Genomic DNA, 24,567 nt, shown 5'->3' with positions numbered 1-24,567 from the left:
TATTGCCTCGATTTCTTTTCTATTATTGCCTACCTTAACGATTCAGCAGGGGCGCTTATTGATGCAAATCAAATACGTCTTCGCCTACTCCTTAGGTGGTATGCGACTGATTTGTCAGGATTTTTATAAGTGGCGGAAATCGCAGGCTTTTCACGCTCGTTGAATTTGTGTACAAATCAGGGGCGGTTTTGCCAAAATCGATACGCCTGAATATCAGCGGCGTTTTTTAGGGGAAGGGTATGTCTACAACACCGTTATGGCTTGTTCAGAATGTTCGTTTACCGGGTCACGAAGGGCTGTGGCAGCTCGCCATTGAGAACGGGCGATTTGGTGACATCACCCCGATGGACGACACCCACGCCGAAAGTTATGAAGTATTGAACGCGCGCGGTGGGCTTGCTATTCCGCCGTTCATTGAGCCGCATATCCATCTTGATACGACCCAGACCGCGGGTGAGCCGAACTGGAACCAGTCCGGCACGCTGTTCGAAGGCATTGAGCGCTGGGCGGAGCGCAAGGCGTTGCTCAGCCATGAGGATGTCAAAGCGCGCGCCTGGAAAACGCTGAAGTGGCAAATTGCCAACGGCATCCAGTTTGTCCGTACTCATGTGGATGTCTCCGACCCGACGCTCACCGCCCTGAAGGCGATGCTGGAGGTGAAGCAGGAGGTTGCCCCGTGGGTGACGCTGCAAATCGTTGCGTTCCCGCAGGAAGGTATTCTCTCTTACCCGAACGGCGCGGCGCTGCTGGAAGAGGCGTTAAAGCTGGGGGCCGACGTGGTGGGGGCGATCCCGCACTTCGAGTTCACCCGCGAGTATGGCGTGCAGTCGCTGCATATCGCTTTTGAACTGGCGAAGAAATATGACTGTCCGCTGGATATCCACTGCGATGAAATCGACGACGAGCAGTCGCGGTTTGTCGAGACGGTGGCAGCGCTGGCGTATGAGGCCGGTATTGGCCCGCGCGTGACGGCCAGCCACACCACCGCCATGCACTCCTACAACGGCGCTTACACCTCGCGGCTCTTCCGTCTGCTGAAAATGTCGGGGATTAATTTCGTTGCCAACCCGCTGGTCAATATTCATCTTCAGGGGCGCTTTGATGACTATCCGAAGCGCCGCGGCATCACCCGCGTGAAAGAGCTCCAGGAAGCGGGCATTAACGTCTGCTTCGGCCATGACGACGTCTTCGACCCGTGGTACCCGCTCGGCACCGGCAACATGCTGCAGGTGCTGCATATGGGGCTGCACGTCTGTCAGATGATGGGCTATCCGCAAATCGACAGCGGCCTGGATCTCATCACCCATAACAGCGCCCGCACCTTCGGCCTGAGCGATTACGGTATTGCCACGGGGAACCCGGCGAACCTGATTATTCTGCCTGCCGAGAGCGGGTTTGAAGCGGTGCGCTGTCAGGTGCCGGTGCGCTGGTCGATTCGTCAGGGACGGGTGATCGCCACGACGCAGCTGGCGCAGACGTGGATCCAGATGGATATCGGAGGGGAAGAGGTAAGTTTTGCCAGAAACAGCCCCTCTGCCGAGCGCAAAGGGGCGTAGGGGTTAGTGAGACGCTGCCGCCGCGTTGTGCTGGCGGTGGCGGGTCACGAAGCCCAGAACGAAGCACATGATGAACACCACGGCATACAGACCGTTCGCGGTGTGCAGCGCCGCCAGCGGACCGCTGTGGGCGACGATCGGGCCGGTGACCACGAAGGTCAGCATGGTGCCGATGGTGCCGCAGGTCAGGACGAAGTTAACCAGCTTCGGCGAGGCCACTTTGGTCTGCAGGGAGCCCAGGGTGATGATCGAGGTATAAATGGCGCTGGAGAAGAAGCCCAGGGTCAGAATGAACCATGGCATATGCTCCGGTGAACCGTTGATGAACAGGTACATCAGCACGGTCGCCAGCCCCGCCAGCACGGTCAGAATGCGCTGCAGGTCGAAGAAGCGCAGGATGAAGCTAAACGCCCACATGCCGAACATGTAAGACATCCAGAAATCGCTCACCAGTTGACCCGCATCGTTCAGGCTCATGCCCAGACCTTTTGCGTATTCCGGTACCCAGGAGATAAAGCCCAACTGGCCCAGGATGTAGCACAGGGCGGCAACGGAGAGGAACAGCACGCCGATGCCCCATTTTTCTTTCGCAACAGGCTCTGCGGTGGTTTGCGCTTTCTTGCCCAGCACCGGGAACTTGCAGCCGAAGGTCAGAATAAAGATCGCCACGTAGACCAGGCCGATGCAGGCATAGACCCAGTACCACTCAATGCTGCGCGCCAGCAGAACCGCCGCGAGCATCGGAAAAATCATTCCGGCCATGCTGAAGAAGGAGTCGGTAAACAGCAGACGCGCGCCGCGCTGGCGGCCTTCATACATGTGGGTAATCAGGAACGTACCGATCGACATGGTGATCCCGCTCACCAGACCGAGCACGAACATGGCGGCGGAGAACAGGGCGATGCTGTGGCTCAGCATCAGGCCCGCCACGGCGGCAACCATCAGCACAAAGCCAAAGCGCAGCTGGGTTTTCAGCGGGACGATTTCCATCAGCCAGGCATTTAGGAAGATAGAGATCAGGATCCCCGCGTTGAGGAAGGTAAAGGTGTTACTCATGCTGGAAACGGGCAGCTGAAAGTAGTCTGCGATATTCCCCATCACCATCCCGGTGACGATCACCAACGCGCCGGTCAGGGCGTAGGAGAAGAAGCTGATCCATGTGAGCTTGATGCGATTGCTGTTAGTCATGTCTGGCCTGTTCAGAAAAAGAAAAGCGCCCAAGGGGCGCTGAGAGCGGGCAGATTTTAGACATTAAAGTGATCTATTCATATCTTTTAAGAGAAATTAGAAGTTCATTGCATGGTTTTGTGTGATCGTGATCACACAAAAAGGCGCGAAAGCCAACCGTTTGCGCAGTTACAACTGTTTCAATTTCGTAAAATTAGGTAAAAGGCTGGTCTCCGTTCATACTGCTCTTTAGAATCAAGCCATTCGCTTTTTATACTGCGCTTTGTTAAGGAATTCTCATGCTCAAATCAACACTGGCGGCTGTCGCAGCTGTGTTTGCTCTTTCTGCCGTTTCCCCTGCTGCGCTGGCAGCCAAAGGGGACCCTCACGTTCTGCTGACCACCTCCGCCGGGAATATTGAGCTGGAACTGAATAGCCAGAAAGCCCCTGTTTCCGTGAAAAACTTCCTCGACTATGTGAACAGTGGTTTCTATAACAACACCACCTTCCATCGCGTGATCCCAGGCTTTATGGTGCAGGGCGGCGGCTTCAACGAGCAGATGCAGCAGAAGCAGCCGAACCCGCCTATTAAAAACGAAGCGGACAACGGCCTGCTGAACAAGCGCGGCACCATCTCCATGGCGCGTACCGCAGACAAAGACAGCGCGACCAGCCAGTTCTTCCTGAACGTGGCGGATAACGCCTTCCTCGACCACGGTCAGCGCGACTTTGGCTATGCCGTTTTCGGTAAGATTGTGAAAGGCATGGACGTGGCCGATAAGATTTCTCAGGTGCCTACTCACGACGTCGGTCCGTACCAGAATGTGCCGTCAAAACCGGTGGTTATCCTCTCCGCAAAAGTTCTGCCGTAATTCTTCTGAACGCGGGCTTCTTCTGCCCGCGTTATATGACCCTCCCTGCGAAAGCGCGTTTTGCTGCTTATACTTGTGGCAAACGGACTATTCAGGGAGGCGTTAAGTGAAAAAGCTCACCGACAAGCAAAAATCCCGTCTCTGGGAACAGCAGCGTAACGTCAATTTACAGGCCAGTTGTCTCCTTGAAAAAGGTAATGGTCCCTCAGAGCCCCATATTGAGACGCTGGAGCTTGGGCCTTCCGCGCCCGGGTTGCCCCATCTGTGCCTTATTCATCGTCATTTGTACCGCAGCGAGATGAAGCGGGCAGGCGAGTTACGTACCGACGATATTTTTAAGGGTGACATTCCTTTCTGCCATTTCGAATACATCGAGAAGATGGGCAACGAGCTGATGGCGGCGCTGGAAAGCGAAAAGTATCTCGTGGGTCTTGAGAAAGCGGCGTTTGTTGACCGGGTTAGCCACTATTACTGCGAAATCAACATGCTGCATCCATTTATGCGCGGCAACGGTATTGCCCAGCGCGTTTTCTTCGAGCAGCTGGCGCTCCACGCGGGCTACGCGCTGGACTGGCGCGATATCGATCCCGACCAGTGGGTGACGGCTAACCGAAGCGGCGCAACGGGAGATTTAACCGCGCTCAACGCTATCTTTGCCAAAGTAGTGAGCGAAGCGCGGGAATCTGAGTAGAATAGGGCGGCATTTTTTTCGGGAGCCGCCATGATTCTGCTGATTGATAACTACGATTCCTTCACCTGGAACCTTTACCAGTATTTTTGTGAACTGGGTGCAGAGGTGGTTGTCCGCCGTAACGACGAGATCGGACTGGCCGATATCGGGACGCTGGCTCCGCAGAAAATCGTGATTTCTCCGGGGCCGTGTACGCCGTCAGAATCGGGTATTTCTCTGGATGTTATCCAGCACTATGCCGGCAAGCTGCCGATCCTGGGCGTCTGTCTGGGCCATCAGGCGATTGCTCAGGCGTTTGGTGCCACCATCGTGCGCGCCGCGAAAGTGATGCACGGTAAAACCTCTCCGGTCACCCACGCCGGCACCGGGGTATTCACGGGGCTCAATAACCCGTTAACCGTGACGCGCTACCATTCCCTGGTGATTGACCCGTCGACGCTGCCCGACTGCTTTGAGGTGACCGCCTGGAGCGATACGCAGGAGATCATGGGAATTCGCCACCGCGAATGGGACCTCGAAGGCGTGCAGTTCCACCCGGAAAGCATCCTCAGCGAGCAGGGGCACGCGCTGCTGGCAAATTTCCTCAATCGCTGAATATCTGTTGCCTTGCTGTGATTTTTTATGCATATTTTATGATTATATTTTCACAATCACTGTGACATAAAAATGGATGGTCATGACATGGCAACTGAACAACCAGCAATTACCCGCGCGACATTTGATGAAGTGATCCTGCCGATTTATGCACCGGCTGAGTTTATCCCGGTGAAGGGGAAAGGCAGCCGCGTCTGGGATCAGCAGGGTAAAGAGTATGTGGATTTCGCGGGCGGTATTGCGGTCACGGCGCTGGGTCATTGCCATCCCGCGCTGGTTGAGGCGCTGAAAACCCAGGGCGAAACCCTGTGGCATACCAGCAATGTGTTCACCAACGAACCGGCGCTGCGCCTGGGCCGCAAGATCATCGATGCGACCTTTGCCGAGCGCGTGCTGTTTATGAACTCCGGCACTGAAGCCAACGAAACTGCGTTTAAGCTGGCGCGCTACTACGCGACAACGCGCCACAGCCCGTACAAAACCAAAATCATCGCCTTCCACAATGCCTTCCACGGACGCTCCTTCTTTACCGTCTCCGTTGGCGGCCAGCCGAAGTATTCCGACGGGTTTGGCCCGAAACCGGCCGACATCGTCCACGTGCCGTTTAACGATCTGCACGCGGTGAAAGCGGTCATGGACGACCATACCTGCGCCGTTGTTGTCGAGCCGATCCAGGGGGAAGGCGGCGTGACGGCGGCAACCCCGGAATTCCTGAAAGGGCTGCGCGCGCTGTGCGACGAGCATCAGGCGCTGCTGGTCTTTGATGAAGTGCAGTGCGGGATGGGGCGTACCGGCGATCTGTTCGCTTATATGCACTACGGCGTGACGCCGGACATCCTGACCAGCGCCAAAGCGCTCGGCGGTGGTTTCCCGGTGAGTGCGGTACTGACGACGCAGGAGATCGCCTCCGCGTTCCACGTCGGTTCTCACGGTTCCACCTACGGCGGTAACCCGCTGGCGAGCGCCGTGGCGGGTGCCGCATTCGACATTATCAACACGCCGGAGGTGTTGAACGCCGTGAGCGCGAAGCGCGAGCTGTTCGTAAAACATCTGCAAAAGATTGATGAGCAGTACGATGTGTTCAGCGAAATCCGCGGGATGGGGCTGTTGATTGGCGCCGAGCTGAAGCCGCAGTACAAAGGCCGGGCGCGCGACTTCCTGCACGCCGCCGCGCACGAAGGGGTGATGGTGCTTAATGCCGGGCCTGACGTGATGCGCTTTGCGCCGTCGCTGGTGGTAGAAGACAAAGACATCGAAGAGGGGTTAACCCGCTTTGCTGCCGCGGTCGAGAAGATTGTAAAAGGCTAATACTCGGTTCGCTTTAACCGGCGCGTTAACCAAATGCCGTGATGCGGACGCTGACGCCATGCCACCGACGAAATGGTGTGCATGGTGTTCAGATGCCCCAGAACGCGCTGCAAGTGCTGCTCCAGCGTACTCATTGGCCCGTGGGTTAACGTCTCCGGCGCTTCCAGAATGTTTGAGTCGCCTGACTCGCCCGGCGCGTCATACTCCAGACGCTGCTGACACCTCTGCAACGCAATTTCACATGACTGCAAATAGCGCTGCGCCAGATCCGGCGTCAGCATCGTGTGCTCGCGCGCCAGCGTGGTCATGGCGTTAATGTGCTCGACGATAAACTGGCTGTGCGTCACCCAGAGCTTCATGTCTGCCAGATAATGCGAGTTAAAGCCTGGCTCCTGCATCGCCTGGTTGAGCGAGTTAAACAGGGCGTTGTGCGCCTGGTTGACCTTCATTCGCTGATAGGCCAGCGGCGAGGGCTGCGGGTCGTCGCTCAGGATCAGGCGAATAGCCTGCTGGTCGGCTTCCAGCGCGTCGTGGGCGTTCTGCCTCAGCAGCCCGCTCTGCCACTGCGGCCACAGCCAGACCATGCCGCCAAAGGCAATCAGGCAGCCGATCAGGGTATCAATCAGCCTGGCGACAATAAATTGTTCGCCATTGAGCGTGAGCAGCTGCAGGGTATATACCGCCGTCACCGTAAAGCCCACCATCGCCCAGCCGTAATTTTTGCGGATAATCAGATAGCTCACCAGCGTAATCGCCAGCATCCCTGCCAGGGTATAGCCTTCCGGCACGTGGAAGTGCAGCGTCACGCCCGCAATGATCAGCCCGGCCAGCGTTCCGCCAGCCCGATGCAGAATACGCACCCGCGTGGCGCCGTAGCCGTTCTGGGTGACAAACAGCACGGTCATTAAGATCCAGTAGGGTTTCGGCAGGTGCAGCGCCATGCCCATCAGGCTGGCGGTACTGAGCATCACGCTGATCCTTGCGGCGTTGCGCAGAGCGGACGATTTAAGAGAAAGATAGCTTTTGAGCGCGGGCAATAGCGGAAGCCGTTTTTGCTTATCCGCCATCAGGTCGCGGGGATAAAGCGGGCGCTGGGTGCGCAACACGCGGGCGATGCGGCTGAAGTGCCAGGCGGCAAACTGGCCGACCGGGTTATCGGGATGCTGGCGGGCGATTTTCTCCAGCGCGCCCAGCTGTTTTTCCATGTTAAAGCGCGTCGGGTAGCGGTGGTAGAGAATATCATCGGCCAGCACGCGCAGACGTGCCGAGACGGTCTGCGCGTTCCAGCGGATCACCGCTTCGGCGTGGCTGCGCTCGACCAGCTTTTGCACCTCCTGCGGGTGGTGAAGGCTTACGGAGATATGCTCCTGTAGATCCAGCCCGACCTGGAAGGTGCGCAGCAGCCGCTTGTACTCGTGGTTCTTGTTGGCGGCGAGCATATGCAGCTGCTGATAGCACTGGCTTATGAGATCCACCACCTTCTGCTGGCGCGTCAGCAGCGGCGGTAAGGATTTTTCCGGGTCGGTATGCTGGGTGAGCAGGGTGTATTTGGCTTCGCAGTAATCCGCAAGCTGCACATAGAGCAGGCTCAGGGATTCACGCAGCGGCTGCTCCCGCCACAGCCAGAACCAAAACCAGTTAAACAGCCCGTACCATAATGTCCCCAGGGCGTAGATCAGCAGCGGCTCCCACACCGGCATGTTCCCGGCGAGGCTCAGCGTGAAAATGGCCGCAATCAGCGAGGCGGGAAGCAGGCGGGCGTGCAGCGAACTGATTTCCGCCGTGACGCCAAGGGTCATCGCCAGTACGGTCAGGATCAGCGGCAGCGGGATATCACGAGCCAGTAACAGCTGTACGGCGAGGCTACAGCCCGCAAACAGGCAGCCGCCGATAATCAGGCGTTTGAAAAAGCGCTTATGCGGCGTGTCCAGACCGGCGATGTTGCAGCAGGCGGGCACGAGGGAAAACAGCAGGCCTTGCTGAAGATGTCCGAGGATCAGGCCTATGGCCACAGGAAGACACAACACCAGCGTTTGTCGCAGTGCGTAGTTAACTTCCGGGTGATAGATCAGCCTGCGCCACATGGGGAGTAGAGACAAAAACGGCGTGACACCTTGCGATGGCACGCCGTTTAAGCGGAATTAACGCGTTCCGTAGACCACGATGGTTTTACCGTGGGCGGAGATCAGGTTTTGATCTTCCAGCATTTTCAGGATACGGCCTACTGTTTCACGGGAGCAACCGACGATCTGACCAATTTCCTGACGGGTAATTTTAATTTGCATGCCGTCCGGGTGGGTCATGGCGTCTGGCTGTTTCGCCAGGTTCAGCAGAGTTTGTGCGATACGGCCGGTAACGTCCAGGAAGGCGAGGTTACCCACTTTCTCTGACGTGACCTGCAGACGGCGCGCCATCTGGGAAGAAAGACGCATCAGGATGTCAGGGTTAACCTGAATCAGCTGACGGAACTTCTTGTAAGAAATTTCAGCCACTTCACATGCTGTCTTTGCACGAACCCAGGCGCTACGTTCCTGGCCCTCTTCAAACAGGCCCAGTTCACCGATGAAATCGCCCTGGTTCAGATAAGAAAGGATCATCTCTTTCCCTTCTTCATCTTTGATCAGCACTGCCACCGAGCCTTTAACGATGTAATACAACGTTTCCGCTTTTTCACCCTGGTGAATCAGCGTGCTCTTCGATGGGTACTTATGAATGTGGCAATGAGACAAGAACCATTCGAGAGTCGGGTCTGTTTGCGGTTTGCCAAGCACCATGCGCTGTTATCCTCTGTTATAAGCTGTCACCAGAGTCATCAGATGCATCCGGACTCTGGGGTTGCAATCGAATTCTTACCCATACCCTGGGAAGTCGGCTACCGTAACGTTTCGCAGCCAGTAAAGTTTGATGTCCTCTGCATACACGTGTAACGTCAATGTATTACTGTAGCATCCTGAGTGTTTTAGCATAGCTTTCGCCGCGTGTCTCCTGGTGTCTCGCTTCAGCATGATGCAGGTCGCCTTCCATTGCGAGAAATGTAACGCACGCGTAATCTGTCACCAAAAATGCAACGTTGGAGTTAATGAATATGCAAGCGCGCGTGAAATGGGTTGAAGGTTTAACGTTCCTGGGCGAGTCCGCGTCAGGACACCAGATTTTGATGGACGGTAACTCCGGCGATAAAGCACCCAGCCCAATGGAAATGGTGCTGATGGCGGCAGGCGGATGCAGCGCAATTGATGTGGTGTCGATTCTGCAAAAAGGACGTCATGACGTGACGGATTGTGAGGTTAAACTCACGTCAGAGCGTCGCGAAGAGGCGCCACGCCTGTTCACCCATATTAACCTGCACTTTGTGGTCACCGGTAAAGAACTAAAAGACGCGGCGGTCTCGCGTGCGGTGGACCTGTCTGCGGAGAAGTACTGCTCTGTGGCGTTAATGCTGGAGAAAGCGGTAAAAATCACGCATTCGTATGAAGTGATCGAGGCGTGATTGATGGGGCATCGTGCGTGTTGATGCCCTCACCCTAACCCTCTCCCACAGGGAGAGGGAACATGCTCAAGCGATCTGCTTCCCTTCCATCAGTCGCTCCACCAGCGGCGTCATGATGAGCTCCATCGCCAGCCCCATTTTCCCGCCCGGCACGACTAACGTATTCATGTGCGAAATAAACGAGCCCTGCAGCATTGCCAGCAGCCAGGGGTAATCAATGCCTTCGAGATTGCGGAAATGGATCACCACAAAGCTCTCATCCAGCGACGGGATGCTTTTGGCCGCGAACGGGTTGGAGGTGTCCACCGTCGGCACGCGCTGGAAGTTGATATGGGTGCGGGAGAACTGCGGCGTCAGGAAGTTAATGTAATCCTCCATGGAGCGCACCACGGAGTCCATCACCGCCTCTCGCGAATGGCCGCGCTCGCTCATGTCGCGCGTCAGCTTCTGGATCCACTCCAGGTTAACGGTAGGGACAACGCCGACGAGCAGATCCACGTGGCGCGCCACGTCGTGTTGAGGGGTGACCACGCCGCCGTGCAATCCTTCGTAAAACAGGACGTCGGTGGGTTCCGGCAGCGGCTGCCACGGGGTAAAGGTTCCCGGCACCTGATTCCAGGGTACGGCTTCATCATAGGTGTGCAGATACTTGCGGGACTGCCCTTTGCCGCTCTTACCGTACTCTATAAAGGTTTGTTCCAGCAGGCCGAAGTCATTGGCCTCCGGGCCGAAGTAGCTGATGTGTTTACCCGAATCGCGCGCCTTACGAATGGCCATGTCCATCTCCGGGCGCGTGTAGCGGTGAAAGCTGTCGCCTTCGACCTCCGCCGCACGGAGATTCAGCTGGGCGAAAATCTTGCGAAATGCGAGGCTGGTGGTGGTGGTTCCCGCACCACTCGACCCCGTAACGGCAATAACCGGATGTCTGGCAGACATAGCAACTCCCTGACTGAAAAGGGTGGAAGATCAGCCGTGAAACGCGTTGCGGGGCATGATATTGACCGTCTCATGCAGTTCTGACCACACCAGCACCACGTCGCCGCTTTTCAGCTGGCGCTTAACATCGTTGACCTTTTGCTCAAGCGAGCGTTCCTGTTCACCATAATCGGTGCCTTCGCGTAATACAAAGCTTTCAATCAGATTATCGAGCGTTTCGGGAGCCAGATCCTGCCAGGGAATAATCATTTTGCACCGTCCAGATAAGGGGTCAGCCAGTCAGGAATTCGCGCCTCAAGCCACATTTTCGGGCGGCGCAGCGTGCCCCCGATAAACCCGACGTGGCCGCCATGCTCGGTCAACTGATAGTGAACGTTGTCGGGCAGGAATTCCTGAGCGGGGATCGAGTGATGATCCATAAACGGGTCATCTTTGGCATGAATAATCAGCGTCGGCTGCGTGATCTTGCTGAGCAGCGGCATGGCGCTGCACTGACGATAATAGTCAATCGCATCGGCGAAGCCGTGGATTTTCGCGGTGATCAGGTCGTCGAACTCACGGATACGACGCACCTTTTTCAGCTGGCGCAGGCTTACCGGCAGGGTATCCGGGTAGGCCTTCAGCTTACGCGCCGCGTTGGCCTTCAGAAGGTTGAGCAGATAGCGCTGATAGACGCGGGAAAAGCCCTTATCCATGTGGTAGCTACACTGCTCGAGCATAAACGGCGCGGAGACAATGACGGCGGCATCCAGCGGTACGCTTTCACCCTCTTTGGCCAGCAGACAGGCCAGCATATTGCCGCCCAGCGAGTAGCCCACGGCGGCCGTTGGCACGGTGCCATAATTTTCCCGCAGCCAGTGTAAAAACCACGTCCCGTCTTCGGTTTCACCCGAGTGATAAATGCGTTTCTGACGATTCGGTTCGCCGCTGCAGCCGCGAAAATGCATCACCACGCCGAGCCAGCCGCGCGCTTTTGCTGCCTCAATTAGCCCATGCGCATACGGGCTGTGCAGGCTGCCTTCCAGACCGTGGAAAACCACCAGACGCGGCTTATGGCGGGCCTGTTCAGGCGCTTCGCTCCAGGCGAGATCCAGAAAATCACCGTCTGGCAGGTCAAGCCGTTGCCAGTGCGGGGTGAACTGAACCTTGCGGCGGATCAGTCGCGGCAGCATGGTCTGCAAATGGGGATTGGCCACGCCGCGCATAGGCACGAACTCAGTGCTGTCTTCGGCCGCAATGTCGAAGTCTGATGGAATGATTTGGGTCATAAGCGCGATGCTGATTCTTGTCGGAAATTTACGATACTTTCCGAATTGTACCCCGTTTAAGCTGGATTTCCGAACCCGGTACGGATTCTGCTCTTCAAACGGGGTAAATAAGTCAGTCAGCCTGCAGCATCGCTTCCAGCTGTTCCTGCGCGTCGAGCCACGCCATCTCGCACTCTTCGAGACTGGATTTGGTCTTCGCCTGGGTTTGCAGGCAGTCGGTCAGCTCAGCCTTGCGGCTCTGGTCATACAGGCCGCTATCGCCGAGCTTCTCTTCAACGATAGCCAGCGTGGCGTTGAGTTTTTCCATCTCTTTTTCGAGACGGGTAATCTCTTTACGCAGGGGCTGCGTCTGGGTGCGCAGCTCCGCCTCACGGCGCTTCTGATCTTTACGCGCCTGCGCGCTGTTGGCGTTGTCTTTCGCTGACTCTTCCGGCTGGTTTTCCTGCTTCTGCACGTCCGTCAGCCACTGCTGATAGTCTTCCAGATCGCCGTCGAACGGTTCGACTTTGCCGCCGTGCACTAAATAGAGATCGTCCGTGGTGGAGCGGATCAGGTGACGGTCGTGCGAAACCACCACCAGCGCGCCTTCGAACTCAATCAGCGCTTCGGTCAGCGCCTGACGCATGTCGAGATCCAGGTGGTTGGTCGGTTCATCGAGCAGCAGCAGGTTCGGGCGCTGCCAGACGATCAGCGCCAGCACCAGGCGGGCCTTTTCGCCGCCGGAGAAGCGCTCGGTGTTTTCAGTCACCTTATCGCCCTGGAAGCCGAAGCCGCCGAGATAGTCGCGCAGCTTCTGCTCCATCTCCTGCGGCGCAAGACGCGCGAGGTGCTGAATCGGCGATTCATCCGCGCGTAAAAATTCCAGCTGATGCTGGGCGAAGTAACCCAGTTTGATGCCCTTCGCCAGGCCGATTTCGCCGCTGACCGGGTTAAGCTCGCCCGCCAGCAGTTTGATCAGCGTCGATTTACCGGCGCCGTTACGCCCCAGCAGGCCAATGCGGGAACCCGGCACCAGGTTGAGCTTGATGGAGTCGAGAATAATGCGGTCGGCATAGCCAGCGCTGACTTTTTCCATTTTCAGCAGCGGGTTAGGCAGGCTTTCCGGCTCGCGGAAGCTGAAGTGGAACGGGTTATCCACGTGCGCCGGGGCGATCATCTCCATGCGTTCCAGCATCTTGATGCGGCTCTGGGCCTGCTTGGCTTTTGAGGCTTTGGCCTTAAAGCGATCCACGAAGCTCTGCAGATGCGCCACGCGCTGCTGCTGGCTTTCGTACATGGACTGCTGCTGGGCGAGACGCGTCGCGCGCTGGCGCTCGAAGGAGCTGTAGTTGCCGGTGTACTCGAACATCGTTTGCTGTTCGATATGAATAATTTTATCCACCACCGGGTCAAGGAAGTCGCGGTCGTGGGAGATCAGAATCAGAGTGCCCTGATAGCTCTTGAGCCACTTCTCCAGCCAAATAACCGCATCGAGATCGAGGTGGTTGGTCGGTTCGTCGAGCAACAGCAGGTCAGAGCGGCAGATCAGCGCCTGCGCCAGGTTGAGGCGCATACGCCAGCCGCCGGAGAAGTCGCTGACCGGACGTTCCAGCTGTTCGTTGCTGAAGCCCAGGCCGTGCAGCAGGCTGGAGGCGCGGGAGCGAATGGTCCACGCATCGATGGCGTCCAGCTTGCCGTGAACGGTGGCGATGGCGTGACCGTCGTTGCGCTCGTTAGCAGAATGAAGTTCCGCTTCCAGCTTGCGGTATTCACGGTCGCCGTCGATAACATAGTCGAGTGCCGGTTCGCTCAGCGCAGGCGTCTCCTGGTTTACCCAGGCGAGCTGCCAGTTCCCCGGGAAGGTAAAGTTACCGCCATCCGCGCTAATCTCGTTTTTCAGCAGCGCCAGCAGGGTGGATTTACCGCAGCCGTTTTTGCCGACCAGACCCACTTTTTGGCCCGGGTTGATGGTAGCAGTGGCGTTATCCAGCAGGACGCGCACGCCGCGACGAATTTGTAACGAGGAGAAAACAATCATAGAAGCGCCGTATGTTCCGACTATGTTAATTTGTCATTATGATAATGTAAGGTGTGGGCCATTTTCCGCACCGGGCCGCCATGGTAGCCCAAAACAGCGACGATACACAAAAACAGAAACAAGACCGGGAGGGGAATGATGTCTCAGACAGCAAAAGTGCTGCTGCTATATGCCCATCCGGAATCTCAGGACTCGGTGGCAAACCGGGTGCTGCTTAAACCGGCCACACAGCTTAGTAACGTAACGGTGCACGATCTCTACGCGCACTATCCTGATTTCTTTATTGATATCCCTTACGAGCAGGAGCTGCTGCGTCAGCATGACGTGATTGTGTTCCAGCATCCGCTTTATACCTACAGCTGTCCGGCGCTGCTGAAAGAGTGGCTGGACCGCGTGCTGAGCCGGGGCTTCTCCAGCGGGGTGGGGGGCAACCAGCTGGCGGGAAAGTACTGGCGTAGCGTGATTACGACCGGTGAACCCGAAAGCGCTTACCGTCACGACGGGCTGAACCGCTATCCGATGAGCGATATCCTCAGGCCATTCGAGCTGACGGCGGCGATGTGCCGTATGCACTGGATGAGCCCGATTATTGTCTACTGGGCGCGGCGTCAGGATCCGAAAGAGCTGGCAAGCCACGCCAGAGCCTACGGTGAATGGCTGGCGTCACCTATCCCGGCAGGAGGTCGTTAATGGAAGGATCGAATTTACTCCTCGCCGGGGTGCTGTTTTTATTTGCGGCCGTCGTCGCGGTGCCGCTTGCTGCACGCATTGGTATCGGTGCGGTGCTGGGGTATCTGCTGGCGGGGATCGCGATTGGCCCCTGGGGGCTGGGATTCATCAGCGATGTCGATGAGATCCTCCATTTCTCCGAGCTGGGCGTGGTGTTCCTGATGTTCATCATCGGCCTGGAGCTGAATCCTTCGAAATTGTGGCAGCTCCGACGCTCTATCTTTGGCGTGGGCGCCGCGCAGGTGTTGTTCAGCGCCGCGATCCTGGGTGGCCTGTTAATGCTGACAAACTTTTCATGGCAGGCGGCGGTGATTGGCGGGATAGGCCTTGCGATGTCGTCGACGGCGATGGCGCTGCAGCTGATGCGCGACAAAGGGATGAATCGCAACGAAGCCGGTCAGCTGGGCTTTTCGGTGCTGCTGTTCCAGGATTTGGCGGTGATCCCGGCGCTGGCGCTGGTGCCGCTGCTGGCGGGGTCCGGGGACGATCACTTCGACTGGGCAAAAATCGCCATGAAGGTGCTGGCCTTCGCGGGCATGCTGATTGGCGGTCGTTTCCTGCTACGTCCCGTGTTCCGCTTTATTGCCGCGTCGGGCGTTCGCGAGGTGTTTACCGCCGCGACGCTGCTGCTGGTGCTGGGATCGGCGTTGTTTATGGACGCGCTTGGTCTGTCGATGGCGCTCGGGACCTTTATCGCCGGGGTGCTGCTGGCGGAGAGCGAGTATCGGCACGAGCTGGAAATTGCCATCGATCCCTTCAAAGGGCTGCTGTTAGGCCTGTTCTTTATTTCGGTGGGGATGGCGCTCAACCTCGGTGTGCTCTATACCCATCTGCTGTGGGTGGTCGTGAGCGTCGCCATCCTGGTGGCGGTGAAGATGCTGGTGCTGTACGTGATGTCACGTATCTACGGGCTGCGCAGTTCGGAACGCATGCAGTTTGCCAGCGTGTTAAGCCAGGGAGGCGAGTTCGCGTTTGTGCTGTTCTCGACCGCATCCTCCCAGAAGCTGTTTAAAGACGATCAGATGGCGCTTTTGCTGGTGACGGTCACGCTGTCTATGATGACCACGCCGCTGCTGATGAAGCTGGTGGATAAACTGCTGTCGCGCCGCCTGAACCCGACGGACGATGAAGACGAAGCGCCGTGGGTGGAAGACGACAAGCCGCAGGTGATTGTGGTGGGCTTTGGCCGTTTTGGACAGGTGATTGGACGCCTGCTGATGGCGAACAAAATGCGCATTACGGTACTGGAGCGGGATATCAGCGCGGTCAACCTGATGCGTAAATATGGCTACAAGGTTTACTACGGCGATGCGACCCAGCTCGAGCTGCTGCGCTCGGCGGGGGCGGAAGCGGCAGAGTCCATCGTAATTACCTGTAACGATCCGGAAGACACGATGAAGCTGGTGGATCTGTGCCAGCAGCATTTCCCGCATCTGCATATTCTGGCGCGTGCGCGGGGACGTGTTGAAGCTCACGAATTGTTGCAGGCGGGTGTGAAACACTTCTCCCGTGAGACGTTCTCCAGTGCGCTGGAGCTGGGCCGTAAGGCGCTGATCTCGCTCGGCATGCATCCGCATCAGGCGCAGCGCGCCCAGATGCACTTCCGCCGGCTGGATATGCGGATGCTGCGCGAGCTGATGCCGGTACATACCGATACGGCGCAGATCTCCCGCGTGCGGGAAGCGCGTCGCGAGCTGGAGGAGATCTTCCAGCGAGAGATGCAACAGGAACGACGCCAGCTTGATGGCTGGGATGAATTTGAATAAAGGGTAACGAAAGATGGCTGTACGTAAACGCTTTATCGCGGGTGCCAAATGCCCGACCTGCCAGGCGCAAGATACCCTGGCGATGTGGCGGGAAAATAATGTTGATGTTGTTGAGTGTGTTAAGTGCGGTCACCAGATGCGTGAGGCCGATAAAGAGGCCCGCGATCACGTTCGCAAAGAAGAGCAAGTTATCGGGATTTTTCATCCGGACTAGCGATATGCCCTGAGTTTTTTTAAGCTAAAGGGTACACGGGTGCAGATTTCCGCTACAATCTGCGCCAGCAATTTTCCCACGCTCAGGAGATATCATGAAAGTAGCAAAAGACCTGGTGGTCAGCCTGGCCTATCAGGTACGTACAGAAGACGGTGTGTTGGTTGATGAGTCTCCGGTGAGTGCGCCGCTTGACTACCTGCATGGTCACGGTTCCCTGATTTCCGGCCTGGAAAACGCGCTGGAAGGTCATGAAGTTGGCGACAAATTTGACGTTGCTGTAGGCGCGAACGACGCTTACGGTCAGTATGACGACAACCTGGTTCAGCGCGTTCCTAAAGACGTGTTCATGGGCGTTGACGAACTGCAGGTTGGCATGCGCTTCCTGGCTGAAACTGACCAGGGCCCGGTTCCTGTTGAAATCACCGAAGTGGAAGATGACCACGTCGTGGTTGACGGTAACCACATGCTGGCTGGCCAGAACCTGAAGTTCAACGTAGAAGTTGTTGCGATCCGTGAAGCGACCGAAGAAGAGCTGGCTCATGGCCACGTTCACGGTGCGCACGGTCACGACCATGACCACGATCACGGCCACGACGGCTGCTGCGGTGGTCACGGCCACGATCACGACCATGGTCATGACCACGGTAAAGGTGGTTGCGGTAACGGCGGCTGCGGTTGCCACTAATTCCGTCATGCGGAAAATAAAAAAGCGGGATAATAATCCCGCTTTTTTTACGCCTCAATAATGAGGAGGTGGCGTCTCTTCTGACTGAGAGGCAATGTTTGACGGCTGTGTAGCCTTCAGCTTTTCCGTCAGCAGGCGCATATGATCCCGCAGTTTTGCCATTTCGAGCTCATGTGCGGTCACGGTCTGGTTTAGCTCTTCGATGGTGATGTCCTGAAAAGCCAGGCGGCTTTCCAGCTCAGCCATTCTCGCTTCTATTGCTGTATCCTTCATCATTCACCTCGTTTATTTCAGATTCGCCATAATGGCCCTGCGGCGGCGCAGTTTAACTGAGTTTATCCTTAAGTACAGTCCGCATCCCCTTGGCAGGAAACTTATTTAAACAAAAATAGTCTGAAAAGTGGCGAGAATTGGAAGTGTCTGTCTGTAGATTTCTTCCGCAACGTTTTATAGTACGTAACTCATTTACGTTTAACGCTGGGGTGAGAGTCCCCAGGCCCTGGAGATATGGATGAAATCACTGTTTAAAGTAACGCTGCTGGCGACGACGATGGCTGTTGCGCTGAACGCGCCGCTGTCATTCGCTGCTGATACTGCTGCGAAGCCTGCTGCCACTGCAGACAGCAAAGCGGCGTTCAAAAATGACGACCAGAAATCCGCCTACGCACTGGGCGCATCTCTGGGTCGCTACATGGAAAACTCTCTGAAAGAACAAGAGAAACTGGGCATCAAACTGGATAAAGCTCAGCTGATCGCGGGCGTTCAGGACGCATTTGCAGATAAGAGCAAGCTGTCTGACCAGGAAATTGAACAGACTCTGCAGGCGTTCGAAGCGCGCGTGAAGGGTGCCGCGCAGACCAAGATGGACGCGGACGCTAAAGACAACGAAGCGAAAGGCAAAGCCTACCGAGATACCTTTGCCAAAGAGAAAGGTGTGAAAACCTCTTCTACCGGCCTGGTGTACAAAGTTGAGAAAGAAGGCACCGGCGATGCGCCTAAAGACAGCGACACCGTTGTTGTGAACTACAAAGGTACGCTGATCGACGGTAAAGAGTTCGATAACTCTTACACCCGCGGTGAGCCGCTCTCCTTCCGTCTGGATGGTGTGATCCCTGGCTGGACTGAAGGCCTGAAAAACATCAAGAAAGGCGGCAAGATCAAGATGGTTATCCCACCGGATCTGGCCTATGGCAAAACCGGCGTTCCGGGTATCCCTGCCAACTCTACGCTGGTCTTTGACGTAGAGCTGCTGGATATCAAACCGGCACCGAAAGCGGATGCGAAAGCAGACGCACCGGCTGACGATAAAGCCGCTGCTGCTAAGAAGTAATGTTGAAAAAAACCGCCGCCTTTCAGGCGGCGGTTTTTTTATTGTGGGGCAGATATAATTAACACTGGAAAGCGCTACGCACGCTGTATTAATTTAGTTGTCCGTGTAGATAATGAGCCTGCCCTGAAAACCTAACGACAGGCTCCTGAAAAGGAGTGTTTTTTTCATGTCCAGGTCGCTTTTAACCAACGAAACCAGTGAACTTGATTTGCTGGATCAACGTCCTTTCGATCAGACCGACTTCGATATTCTGAAATCCTACGAAGCGGTAGTGGACGGGTTAGCGATGCTCATTGGCTCCCACTGCGAAATCGTATTGCACTCCCTGCAAGATCTGAAGTGTTCCGCCATCCGCATTGCGAATGGTGAGCATACTGGCCGTAAAATTGGTTCGCCAATTACCGACCTTGCATTGCGTATGCTGCATGACATGACCGGCGCGGACAGCAGCGTCTCAAAATGCTATTTCACCCGCGCCAAAAGCGGCGTGCTGATGAAATCAGAAACCATCGCGATTCGAAACCGCGAGCATCGTGTTATTGGGCTGCTGTGCATCAACATGAACCTTGATGTGCCATTCTCGCAAATCATGAGCACCTTTATTCCACCAGAAACGCCGGACGTTGGCTCTTCTGTTAACTTTGCCTCCTCCGTTGAAGATCTGGTGACGCAGACGCTTGAGTTTACGATTGAAGAGGTGAATGCCGATCGCAACGTCTCGAACAACGCCAAGAATCGCCAGATCGTGCTTAATCTCTACGAAAAAGGGATTTTTGATATTAAAGACGCCATCAACCAGGTGGCCGATCGTCTGAACATCTCCAAGCACACGGTCTACCTCTATATTCGCCAGTTCAAAAGCGGCGATTTCCAGGGACAAGACAAGTAATGCGTTTTGCGTTAATGGTGACAGGCCCGGCGTACGGCACTCAGCAGGCCAGCAGCGCGCTGCAGTTTGCGCATGCGCTACTGGCGGCCGGACATGAGCTAGCGAGCGTCTTCTTCTATCGGGAAGGGGTGTATAACGCGAATCAGTTTACGTCACCGGCGAGCGACGAATTCGATCTGGTGCGCGCCTGGCAGGCATTAAACGAAAAGCAGGGCGTAGAACTGCACATCTGCGTGGCGGCGGCACTGCGCCGCGGGGTGACCGATGCAACCGAAGCCGCACGTCTTGGTTTATCGGGTTCTAACCTGCAGCCCGGCTTTTCGTTGAGTGGCCTGGGTGCACTGGCACAGGCGGCATTAACCTGCGACAGAGTGGTGCAATTCTGATGAAGCGTGTCGCGTTTGTTTTTTCCTCCGCACCGCACGGCAATGCGTCCGGCAGAGAAGGGCTGGATGCGCTGCTCGCGACCTCAGCATTGACCGAAGATATCGGTGTCTTCTTTTTGGGCGACGGCGTATTTCAGCTTCTGGCGGGGCAACAGCCTCAGGCCATTCTGGCGCGTGATTACATCGCGACGTTCAAAGTGTTACCGCTTTACGATATCGAAACCTTCTATGTCTGTGCCGACTCCCTGGCTGCGCGCGGCCTAAACGAGGCAACGCCTTTCGTGCTGGATGTGACAGTCTTGTCTTCTGCTGCATTGCGCGAACACCTTTCCCACTACGACACCGTTCTGACTTTCTGAGGCTGACATGCTCCATACTCTGAGCCATTCACCGTGGCAATGTGATATCGACGCGTTACTGAGTATGCTGCGCGAAGGTGATGACCTGCTGCTGATTCAGGATGGTGTGCTTGCCGCACTGGACGGCAGTCGTTTCGTTGAAATTCTCACGAATGCCCCCATAACAGTCTCTGCGCTGAAGGACGATCTGGATGCGCGGGGTCTTTCTGGTCAAATTTCAGCCAAAATTGACGTGGTTGGCTATACTGATTTCGTCAATCTTACTGTGACGCACGCCAGTCAAATGAACTGGTGATTTGAGATCGCTGTATATTTCTTGACACCTTTTCGACGTAGCCCTAAAATTTCGCGTCCTCATATTGTATGAGGTCGTTTTATTACGTGTTTACGAAGCAAAAGCTAAAACCAGGAGCTATTTAATGGCAACAGTTAACCAGCTGGTACGCAAACCACGCGCACGCAAAGTTGCAAAGAGCAACGTGCCTGCGCTGGAAGCCTGCCCGCAGAAACGTGGCGTATGTACTCGTGTATATACCACCACTCCTAAAAAACCAAACTCCGCACTGCGTAAAGTATGCCGTGTGCGTTTGACTAACGGTTTCGAAGTGACTTCCTACATCGGTGGTGAAGGTCACAACCTGCAGGAGCACTCCGTGATCCTGATCCGTGGCGGTCGTGTTAAAGACCTTCCGGGTGTTCGTTACCACACCGTTCGTGGTGCGCTCGACTGCTCAGGTGTTAAAGACCGTAAGCAGGCTCGCTCCAAGTACGGCGTGAAGCGTCCTAAGGCTTAATGGTTCTCCGTTAAGTAAGGCCAAACTGATTTATCTTAATGTCAAACTAAACTCTTTGAGTTTTGGACAATCCTGAATTAACAACGGAGTATTCCCATGCCACGTCGTCGCGTCATTGGTCAGCGTAAAATTCTTCCAGATCCGAAATTCGGATCAGAACTGCTGGCAAAATTTGTAAATATCCTGATGGTAGATGGTAAAAAATCTACTGCAGAAGCAATCGTATACAGCGCGCTTGAGACCCTGGCTCAGCGTTCTGGTAAAAATGAACTGGAAGCTTTCGAAGTCGCTCTCGACAACGTTCGCCCAACCGTAGAAGTTAAGTCCCGCCGCGTTGGTGGTTCTACTTATCAGGTTCCAGTTGAAGTTCGTCCGGTTCGTCGTAATGCTCTGGCAATGCGTTGGATCGTTGAAGCTGCTCGTAAACGCGGTGATAAATCCATGGCTCTGCGTCTGGCGAACGAACTTTCTGATGCTGCAGACAACAAAGGTACTGCAGTTAAGAAACGTGAAGACGTTCACCGTATGGCAGAAGCCAACAAGGCGTTCGCACACTACCGTTGGTAATCCCTTCGGAGTATTAGTCACCAGGCGGGCGCTTCAGAGAAGCCGCCCGCTCTGGGTAACTTAACTGAACGCCTAAAGATATAAACGAGGAATCAAATGGCTCGTACAACACCCATCGCACGCTACCGTAACATCGGTATCAGTGCGCACATCGACGCCGGTAAAACCACTACTACCGAACGTATTCTGTTCTACACCGGTGTAAACCATAAAATCGGTGAAGTTCATGACGGCGCAGCCACCATGGACTGGATGGAACAGGAGCAGGAGCGTGGTATCACTATCACCTCCGCAGCGACTACTGCATTCTGGTCAGGTATGGCTAAGCAGTACGAACCGCATCGCGTAAACATCATCGACACCCCAGGGCACGTTGACTTCACCATCGAAGTAGAACGTTCCATGCGTGTTCTTGACGGCGCGGTAATGGTTTATTGCGCAGTTGGTGGTGTTCAGCCACAGTCTGAAACCGTATGGCGTCAGGCGAACAAATATAAAGTTCCACGCATCGCGTTCGTTAACAAAATGGACCGTATGGGTGCTAACTTCCTGAAAGTTGTTGGCCAGATCAAAACCCGTCTGGGCGCGAACCCTGTTCCGCTGCAGCTGGCAATTGGTGCTGAAGAAGGCTTCACCGGCGTTATCGACCTGGTGAAAATGAAAGCCATCAACTGGAACGATGCAGACCAGGGCGTTACCTTCGAATACGAAGATATCCCAGCTGCAATGCAGGACCTGGCTGACGAATGGCACCAGAACCTGATCGAATCCGCTGCTGAAGCTTCTGAAGAGCTGATGGAGAAATACCTGGGTGGTGAAGAACTGACTGAAGAAGAGATCAAAAAAGCTCTGCGTCAGCGCGTTCTGAACAACGAAATCATCCTGGTAACCTGTGGTTCTGCGTTCAAGAACAAAGGTGTTCAGGCGATGCTGGATGCGGTAGTTGACTACCTGCCATCCCCAGTTGACGTTCCTGCGATCAACGGCATCCTGGACGACGGTAAAGATACTCCGGCTGAGCGTCACGCAAGCGACGAAGAGCCATTCTCTGCACTGGCGTTCAAAATTGCTACCGACCCATTCGTGGGTAACCTGACCTTCTTCCGCGTTTACTCTGGTGTGGTTAACTCCGGTGACACCATCCTGAACTCCGTGAAAGCGGCGCGTGAACGTTTTGGCCGTATCGTACAGATGCACGCTAACAAACGTGAAGAGATCAAAGAAGTTCGTGCGGGCGACATCGCTGCAGCTATCGGTCTGAAAGACGTGACCACTGGTGACACCCTGTGTGACCCGGATCACCCGATCATTCTGGAGCGTATGGAATTCCCTGAGCCAGTAATCTCCATCGCAGTTGAACCAAAAACCAAAGCTGACCAGGAAAAAATGGGTCTGGCTCTGGGCCGTCTGGCGAAAGAAGACCCATCATTCCGCGTATGGACTGATGAAGAATCTAACCAGACCATCATCGCTGGTATGGGTGAACTGCACCTGGACATCATCGTTGACCGTATGAAGCGTGAATTCAACGTTGAAGCGAACGTGGGTAAACCTCAGGTTGCTTACCGCGAAGCGATTCGTGCGAAAGTTACCGACATTGAAGGTAAACACGCTAAGCAGTCTGGTGGTCGCGGTCAGTACGGTCACGTTGTGATCGACATGTACCCACTGGAGCCGGGCTCTAACCCGAAAGGTTACGAGTTCATCAACGACATCAAAGGTGGTGTAATTCCTGGCGAATACATCCCAGCCGTTGATAAAGGCATTCAGGAACAGCTGAAAGCGGGCCCTCTGGCTGGCTATCCGGTTGTTGACATGGGTGTTCGTCTGCACTTCGGTTCTTACCACGACGTTGACTCCTCTGAACTGGCGTTTAAACTGGCTGCGTCTATTGCCTTTAAAGAAGGCTTTAAGAAAGCAAAACCAGTTCTGCTTGAGCCAATCATGAAGGTTGAAGTAGAAACTCCTGAAGAGAACACCGGTGACGTTATCGGTGACTTGAGCCGTCGTCGCGGTATGCTGCGTGGTCAGGAATCCGAAGTAACTGGCGTTAAGATCCACGCTGAAGTTCCGCTGTCTGAAATGTTCGGATATGCAACTCAGCTGCGTTCTCTGACCAAAGGTCGTGCATCATACACCATGGAATTCCTGAAGTATGATGATGCGCCTAACAACGTTGCTCAGGCCGTTATTGAAGCCCGTGGTAAGTAATCCACAGGATTAAAACCTAAGTCCCGTGCTCTCTCCACAGGGGAGAGCACTATAGTAAGGAATATAGCCGTGTCTAAAGAAAAATTTGAACGTACAAAACCGCACGTCAACGTTGGTACTATCGGCCACGTTGACCATGGTAAAACTACCCTGACTGCTGCAATCACTACCGTTCTGGCAAAAACCTACGGTGGTTCTGCTCGTGCATTCGACCAGATCGATAACGCACCAGAAGAAAAAGCTCGTGGTATCACCATCAACACTTCCCACGTTGAATATGACACCCCGACTCGCCACTACGCACACGTAGACTGCCCAGGCCACGCCGACTATGTTAAAAACATGATCACCGGTGCTGCGCAGATGGACGGCGCGATCCTGGTTGTTGCTGCGACTGACGGCCCAATGCCTCAGACTCGTGAGCACATCCTGCTGGGTCGTCAGGTAGGCGTTCCTTTCATCATCGTGTTCCTGAACAAATGCGACATGGTTGATGACGAAGAGCTGCTGGAACTGGTAGAGATGGAAGTTCGTGAACTGCTGTCTCAGTACGATTTCCCGGGCGACGATACTCCAATCGTTCGTGGTTCTGCTCTGAAAGCGCTGGAAGGCGAAGCAGAGTGGGAAGCGAAAATCATCGAACTGGCTGGCTTCCTGGATTCTTACATCCCAGAACCAGAGCGTGCGATTGACAAGCCATTCCTGCTGCCAATCGAAGACGTATTCTCCATCTCCGGT

The 24,567-nt window shown here is 55.4% G+C and carries 27 protein-coding genes; 19 read left to right on the top strand and 8 right to left on the bottom strand.

Features of this window, described 5'->3' with window-relative positions; translation table 11 throughout:
• Positions 1–239: 239 nt before the first annotated feature.
• On the top strand, positions 240–1,556 hold the full coding sequence (locus SPH27_RS16615; protein WP_182071588.1) for a cytosine deaminase: 1,317 nt from the start codon (positions 240–242) through the stop codon (positions 1,554–1,556).
• A 3-nt stretch (positions 1,557–1,559) separates the two neighbouring features.
• Here SPH27_RS16615 and tsgA read toward each other — a convergent pair whose 3' ends face one another.
• Complete coding sequence (gene tsgA, locus SPH27_RS16610) at positions 1,560–2,744, bottom strand: MFS transporter TsgA (protein ID WP_182071587.1); 1,185 nt, start codon at positions 2,742–2,744, stop codon at positions 1,560–1,562.
• A gap of 278 nt (positions 2,745–3,022) precedes the next feature.
• On the opposite strand from tsgA, the gene ppiA reads away from it, so the two are divergent.
• The 4 genes from ppiA to argD all read left to right on the top strand — a co-directional run bounded on the left by ppiA (position 3,023) and on the right by argD (position 6,188).
• On the top strand, positions 3,023–3,595 hold the full coding sequence (gene ppiA, locus SPH27_RS16605; protein ID WP_023309471.1) for a peptidylprolyl isomerase A: 573 nt from the start codon (positions 3,023–3,025) through the stop codon (positions 3,593–3,595).
• 106 nt (positions 3,596–3,701) lie between these two features.
• Complete coding sequence (locus tag SPH27_RS16600; RefSeq protein WP_207167869.1) at positions 3,702–4,286, top strand: putative adenosine monophosphate-protein transferase Fic; 585 nt, start codon at positions 3,702–3,704, stop codon at positions 4,284–4,286.
• 30 nt (positions 4,287–4,316) lie between these two features.
• Positions 4,317–4,880 carry an aminodeoxychorismate synthase component 2 gene (gene pabA / locus SPH27_RS16595; protein WP_047059796.1) on the top strand — a complete coding sequence of 188 codons (564 nt, stop codon included), beginning with the start codon at positions 4,317–4,319 and terminating at the stop codon, positions 4,878–4,880.
• Positions 4,881–4,967: 87 nt separating this feature from the next.
• Entirely contained in the window at positions 4,968–6,188 is a 1,221-nt protein-coding gene (gene argD / locus SPH27_RS16590) for a bifunctional acetylornithine/succinyldiaminopimelate transaminase (protein WP_182071585.1), read from the top strand.
• Here the strand turns inward: argD and SPH27_RS16585 are convergent.
• Both SPH27_RS16585 and crp read right to left on the bottom strand, forming a co-directional pair.
• Complete coding sequence (locus SPH27_RS16585; protein ID WP_033146797.1) at positions 6,185–8,272, bottom strand: YccS/YhfK family putative transporter; 2,088 nt, start codon at positions 8,270–8,272, stop codon at positions 6,185–6,187. The two genes, argD and SPH27_RS16585, sit on opposite strands and share 4 nt — an antisense overlap.
• Before the next feature lie 57 nt (positions 8,273–8,329).
• Positions 8,330–8,962: a cAMP-activated global transcriptional regulator CRP gene (crp, locus tag SPH27_RS16580; protein WP_000242758.1), complete on the bottom strand. Its 633-nt coding sequence runs from the start codon at positions 8,960–8,962 to the stop codon at positions 8,330–8,332.
• Positions 8,963–9,273: 311 nt separating this feature from the next.
• Here crp and SPH27_RS16575 point away from each other — a divergent pair, with 311 nt between their 5' ends.
• Complete coding sequence (locus SPH27_RS16575) at positions 9,274–9,678, top strand: OsmC family protein (RefSeq protein ID WP_008503018.1); 405 nt, start codon at positions 9,274–9,276, stop codon at positions 9,676–9,678.
• Positions 9,679–9,744: 66 nt separating this feature from the next.
• On the opposite strand, the gene SPH27_RS16570 is transcribed toward SPH27_RS16575, so the two are convergent.
• The 4 genes from SPH27_RS16570 to SPH27_RS16555 form a co-directional block, all read right to left on the bottom strand.
• Positions 9,745–10,614: a phosphoribulokinase gene (locus tag SPH27_RS16570; protein WP_322435722.1), complete on the bottom strand. Its 870-nt coding sequence runs from the start codon at positions 10,612–10,614 to the stop codon at positions 9,745–9,747.
• A gap of 30 nt (positions 10,615–10,644) precedes the next feature.
• Positions 10,645–10,863 carry a YheU family protein gene (locus SPH27_RS16565; protein ID WP_008503016.1) on the bottom strand — a complete coding sequence of 73 codons (219 nt, stop codon included), beginning with the start codon at positions 10,861–10,863 and terminating at the stop codon, positions 10,645–10,647.
• A complete protein-coding gene (locus tag SPH27_RS16560) occupies positions 10,860–11,882 on the bottom strand; it encodes a hydrolase (RefSeq protein ID WP_039263094.1) in 1,023 nt (340 codons plus the stop codon). The genes SPH27_RS16565 and SPH27_RS16560 overlap by 4 nt, the downstream gene beginning before the upstream one ends.
• 112 nt (positions 11,883–11,994) lie before the next feature.
• The gene (locus SPH27_RS16555; protein ID WP_033146795.1) at positions 11,995–13,899 is read right to left on the bottom strand and encodes an ABC transporter ATP-binding protein; all 1,905 of its coding nucleotides are present in this window, start codon (positions 13,897–13,899) and stop codon (positions 11,995–11,997) included.
• A 135-nt stretch (positions 13,900–14,034) separates the two neighbouring features.
• Between SPH27_RS16555 and kefG the strand changes: the two genes are divergently transcribed.
• The 4 genes from kefG to slyD all read left to right on the top strand — a co-directional run bounded on the left by kefG (position 14,035) and on the right by slyD (position 17,293).
• The gene (gene kefG, locus SPH27_RS16550; protein ID WP_021242220.1) at positions 14,035–14,589 is read left to right on the top strand and encodes a glutathione-regulated potassium-efflux system ancillary protein KefG; all 555 of its coding nucleotides are present in this window, start codon (positions 14,035–14,037) and stop codon (positions 14,587–14,589) included.
• Entirely contained in the window at positions 14,589–16,394 is a 1,806-nt protein-coding gene (kefB, locus tag SPH27_RS16545; RefSeq protein WP_029741377.1) for a glutathione-regulated potassium-efflux system protein KefB, read from the top strand. The genes kefG and kefB overlap by 1 nt, the downstream gene beginning before the upstream one ends.
• 13 nt (positions 16,395–16,407) lie before the next feature.
• Positions 16,408–16,608, top strand: coding sequence for a YheV family putative zinc ribbon protein (locus SPH27_RS16540; RefSeq protein WP_033146793.1), 201 nt, complete (start codon positions 16,408–16,410; stop codon positions 16,606–16,608).
• A gap of 94 nt (positions 16,609–16,702) precedes the next feature.
• The gene (gene slyD, locus SPH27_RS16535; protein WP_014833521.1) at positions 16,703–17,293 is read left to right on the top strand and encodes a peptidylprolyl isomerase; all 591 of its coding nucleotides are present in this window, start codon (positions 16,703–16,705) and stop codon (positions 17,291–17,293) included.
• Positions 17,294–17,347: 54 nt separating this feature from the next.
• Here slyD and SPH27_RS16530 read toward each other — a convergent pair whose 3' ends face one another.
• Positions 17,348–17,566, bottom strand: coding sequence for a protein SlyX (locus tag SPH27_RS16530; RefSeq protein ID WP_023309461.1), 219 nt, complete (start codon positions 17,564–17,566; stop codon positions 17,348–17,350).
• A 238-nt stretch (positions 17,567–17,804) separates the two neighbouring features.
• Between SPH27_RS16530 and fkpA the strand changes: the two genes are divergently transcribed.
• The 9 genes from fkpA to SPH27_RS16485 all read left to right on the top strand — a co-directional run.
• Entirely contained in the window at positions 17,805–18,623 is an 819-nt protein-coding gene (fkpA, locus tag SPH27_RS16525) for an FKBP-type peptidyl-prolyl cis-trans isomerase (RefSeq protein WP_023309460.1), read from the top strand.
• A gap of 166 nt (positions 18,624–18,789) precedes the next feature.
• Positions 18,790–19,512 (top strand): helix-turn-helix transcriptional regulator, encoded by a 723-nt coding sequence (locus tag SPH27_RS16520; RefSeq protein ID WP_014171909.1) that lies wholly within the window; start codon positions 18,790–18,792, stop codon positions 19,510–19,512.
• On the top strand, positions 19,512–19,898 hold the full coding sequence (tusD, locus tag SPH27_RS16515; RefSeq protein WP_033146792.1) for a sulfurtransferase complex subunit TusD: 387 nt from the start codon (positions 19,512–19,514) through the stop codon (positions 19,896–19,898). Before SPH27_RS16520 ends, tusD begins: the two co-directional genes overlap by 1 nt.
• Positions 19,898–20,257, top strand: a complete 360-nt coding sequence (gene tusC / locus SPH27_RS16510; RefSeq protein WP_033146791.1) for a sulfurtransferase complex subunit TusC — start codon at positions 19,898–19,900, stop codon at positions 20,255–20,257. The genes tusD and tusC overlap by 1 nt, the downstream gene beginning before the upstream one ends.
• Before the next feature lie 7 nt (positions 20,258–20,264).
• A complete protein-coding gene (gene tusB, locus SPH27_RS16505; protein WP_033146790.1) occupies positions 20,265–20,552 on the top strand; it encodes a sulfurtransferase complex subunit TusB in 288 nt (95 codons plus the stop codon).
• Between the two features lie 124 nt (positions 20,553–20,676).
• Positions 20,677–21,051, top strand: a complete 375-nt coding sequence (gene rpsL, locus SPH27_RS16500; RefSeq protein WP_000246815.1) for a 30S ribosomal protein S12 — start codon at positions 20,677–20,679, stop codon at positions 21,049–21,051.
• A 96-nt stretch (positions 21,052–21,147) separates the two neighbouring features.
• Positions 21,148–21,618 (top strand): 30S ribosomal protein S7, encoded by a 471-nt coding sequence (gene rpsG, locus SPH27_RS16495; RefSeq protein ID WP_004106370.1) that lies wholly within the window; start codon positions 21,148–21,150, stop codon positions 21,616–21,618.
• Between the two features lie 96 nt (positions 21,619–21,714).
• Positions 21,715–23,829: an elongation factor G gene (gene fusA, locus SPH27_RS16490; protein WP_008503004.1), complete on the top strand. Its 2,115-nt coding sequence runs from the start codon at positions 21,715–21,717 to the stop codon at positions 23,827–23,829.
• Positions 23,830–23,898: 69 nt separating this feature from the next.
• Positions 23,899–24,567 (top strand): GTP-binding protein (locus tag SPH27_RS16485; protein WP_232926194.1); only part of this gene is annotated, 669 nt, incomplete at its 3' end.

It is taken from the genome of Enterobacter sp. A103 (genome assembly GCF_034427535.1).
In the GTDB taxonomy this organism is placed as follows: domain Bacteria; phylum Pseudomonadota; class Gammaproteobacteria; order Enterobacterales; family Enterobacteriaceae; genus Enterobacter; species Enterobacter asburiae_B.
Note: the sequence above shows the minus strand (reverse complement) of the source record. Positions and strands in the feature narration are given on the sequence as shown.

Bases quoted from the DNA above. Each gene is read 5' to 3' on its own strand.
- rpsG (WP_004106370.1), top strand. From the start codon at position 21,148: ATGCCACGTCGTCGCGTCATTGGTCAGCGTAAAATTCTTCCAGATCCG.
- SPH27_RS16575 (WP_008503018.1), top strand. From the start codon at position 9,274: ATGCAAGCGCGCGTGAAATGGGTTGAAGGTTTAACGTTCCTGGGCGAG.
- rpsL (WP_000246815.1), top strand. From the start codon at position 20,677: ATGGCAACAGTTAACCAGCTGGTACGCAAACCACGCGCACGCAAAGTT.
- tsgA (WP_182071587.1), bottom strand. From the start codon at position 2,744: ATGACTAACAGCAATCGCATCAAGCTCACATGGATCAGCTTCTTCTCC.
- SPH27_RS16565 (WP_008503016.1), bottom strand. From the start codon at position 10,863: ATGATTATTCCCTGGCAGGATCTGGCTCCCGAAACGCTCGATAATCTG.
- kefB (WP_029741377.1), top strand. From the start codon at position 14,589: ATGGAAGGATCGAATTTACTCCTCGCCGGGGTGCTGTTTTTATTTGCG.
- fusA (WP_008503004.1), top strand. From the start codon at position 21,715: ATGGCTCGTACAACACCCATCGCACGCTACCGTAACATCGGTATCAGT.
- slyD (WP_014833521.1), top strand. From the start codon at position 16,703: ATGAAAGTAGCAAAAGACCTGGTGGTCAGCCTGGCCTATCAGGTACGT.
- SPH27_RS16555 (WP_033146795.1), bottom strand. From the start codon at position 13,899: ATGATTGTTTTCTCCTCGTTACAAATTCGTCGCGGCGTGCGCGTCCTG.
- SPH27_RS16615 (WP_182071588.1), top strand. From the start codon at position 240: ATGTCTACAACACCGTTATGGCTTGTTCAGAATGTTCGTTTACCGGGT.
- pabA (WP_047059796.1), top strand. From the start codon at position 4,317: ATGATTCTGCTGATTGATAACTACGATTCCTTCACCTGGAACCTTTAC.
- tusC (WP_033146791.1), top strand. From the start codon at position 19,898: ATGAAGCGTGTCGCGTTTGTTTTTTCCTCCGCACCGCACGGCAATGCG.
- SPH27_RS16540 (WP_033146793.1), top strand. From the start codon at position 16,408: ATGGCTGTACGTAAACGCTTTATCGCGGGTGCCAAATGCCCGACCTGC.
- ppiA (WP_023309471.1), top strand. From the start codon at position 3,023: ATGCTCAAATCAACACTGGCGGCTGTCGCAGCTGTGTTTGCTCTTTCT.
- SPH27_RS16585 (WP_033146797.1), bottom strand. From the start codon at position 8,272: ATGTGGCGCAGGCTGATCTATCACCCGGAAGTTAACTACGCACTGCGA.
- tusD (WP_033146792.1), top strand. From the start codon at position 19,512: ATGCGTTTTGCGTTAATGGTGACAGGCCCGGCGTACGGCACTCAGCAG.
- SPH27_RS16560 (WP_039263094.1), bottom strand. From the start codon at position 11,882: ATGACCCAAATCATTCCATCAGACTTCGACATTGCGGCCGAAGACAGC.
- SPH27_RS16530 (WP_023309461.1), bottom strand. From the start codon at position 17,566: ATGAAGGATACAGCAATAGAAGCGAGAATGGCTGAGCTGGAAAGCCGC.
- argD (WP_182071585.1), top strand. From the start codon at position 4,968: ATGGCAACTGAACAACCAGCAATTACCCGCGCGACATTTGATGAAGTG.
- SPH27_RS16520 (WP_014171909.1), top strand. From the start codon at position 18,790: ATGTCCAGGTCGCTTTTAACCAACGAAACCAGTGAACTTGATTTGCTG.
- SPH27_RS16570 (WP_322435722.1), bottom strand. From the start codon at position 10,614: ATGTCTGCCAGACATCCGGTTATTGCCGTTACGGGGTCGAGTGGTGCG.
- crp (WP_000242758.1), bottom strand. From the start codon at position 8,962: ATGGTGCTTGGCAAACCGCAAACAGACCCGACTCTCGAATGGTTCTTG.
- kefG (WP_021242220.1), top strand. From the start codon at position 14,035: ATGATGTCTCAGACAGCAAAAGTGCTGCTGCTATATGCCCATCCGGAA.
- fkpA (WP_023309460.1), top strand. From the start codon at position 17,805: ATGAAATCACTGTTTAAAGTAACGCTGCTGGCGACGACGATGGCTGTT.
- tusB (WP_033146790.1), top strand. From the start codon at position 20,265: ATGCTCCATACTCTGAGCCATTCACCGTGGCAATGTGATATCGACGCG.